The following is a 1,126-nucleotide window of genomic DNA, read 5'->3' as shown; positions in this document are numbered from 1 at the left end:
GAGCTAAAGTCGGAAGTGGTGTACGGGGGAGTTGAGGCGGGAGATTGTAGGCGGTGGAGGTTTCAGCTGAGAATCTGATTGTCGAAGTCGGAAACCAGCAAACAACAAACCATCCACCATGAACAAGTTTACGGAAAAAGAAGTCGTTGGTCTATCGGGAGCCGGTCTGGGTCTGGACGAACTGGTGCGGCACGGAGCCCGGCAGGTGATCCAGCAGGCGATCGAAGCCGAGCTCGCGGCGCTGCTGGAGCGGTTCGAGAACGTCAAGACCTTGCACGGCCAGCGCGCCGTGGTGCGCAACGGCTATCTGCCTGAGCGCGAAGTGTTGACGGCGGCTGGGCCAATTGCCGTGAAGGTCCCGAAGGTTCGCGATCGATCAGGATCTGGTGTGAAGTTCAATTCGTCGATTGTGCCGCCGTATGTGAGGAAGTCGCCACGCGTGAGTGCTGCGCTGCCGTGGCTGTATCTGAAAGGCATCTCGACAGGCGACATGAGCGAGGCTCTGAGCGTCCTGCTAGGCGAAGATGCCAAGGGTCTGTCGGCCAATGTGGTGAGCCGCCTGAAGGCGCAGTGGGCCGACGAACATGCCAGCTGGAGCCAACGTGATCTGTCGAAATCGCACTACGTGTATTGGTGGGTCGACGGGATCCACACGGGGCTGCGAAGCGAGAATTCGGACGGCCAGTGCCTGCTGGTGATCATCGGCGTGAGGCCGGATGGGCGCAAGGAGCGCGTGGCGATCGGCGATGGGTACCGGGAGTCAAAGGCGTCCTGGCAGGAACTGCTGCTCGACCTGAAATCGAGAGGCCTGCAGGCTGGTCCGCTGCTGGCGATCGGCGACGGCGCGATGGGCTTCTGGGCCGCGCTGGAAGAAGTGTTTCCTGCGACGCGAGGCCAGCGCTGCTGGTTCCATAAGATGGGCAACGTGCTCAATGCGCTGCCGAAGTCGCAGCAAGGCAAAGCCAAAGCAGACCTGCAGGCGATCTGGATGGCCGCGACGCGCGCTGACGCATACGCCGCCTTCGATCGTTTCGTGACGGTCTACGCGGCGAAGTATCCGAAAGCCACCGAAACGTTGAAGAAGGACCGGGAAAGCCTGTTGGCCTTTTACGATTACCCGGCGGAA

The 1,126-nt window shown here is 61.0% G+C and carries 1 protein-coding gene; it reads left to right on the top strand.

Annotation, left to right across the window (positions count from 1 at the left end; all coding sequences use genetic code 11):
* Positions 1-118 precede the first annotated feature (118 nt).
* On the top strand, positions 119-1,126 hold a 1,008-nt coding region (locus tag F6X42_RS42775; RefSeq protein ID WP_187639751.1), incomplete at its 3' end, for an IS256 family transposase.

It is taken from the genome of Paraburkholderia podalyriae (assembly GCF_014397785.1).
Classification (GTDB): domain Bacteria; phylum Pseudomonadota; class Gammaproteobacteria; order Burkholderiales; family Burkholderiaceae; genus Paraburkholderia; species Paraburkholderia podalyriae.
Note: the sequence above shows the minus strand (reverse complement) of the source record. Positions and strands in the feature narration are given on the sequence as shown.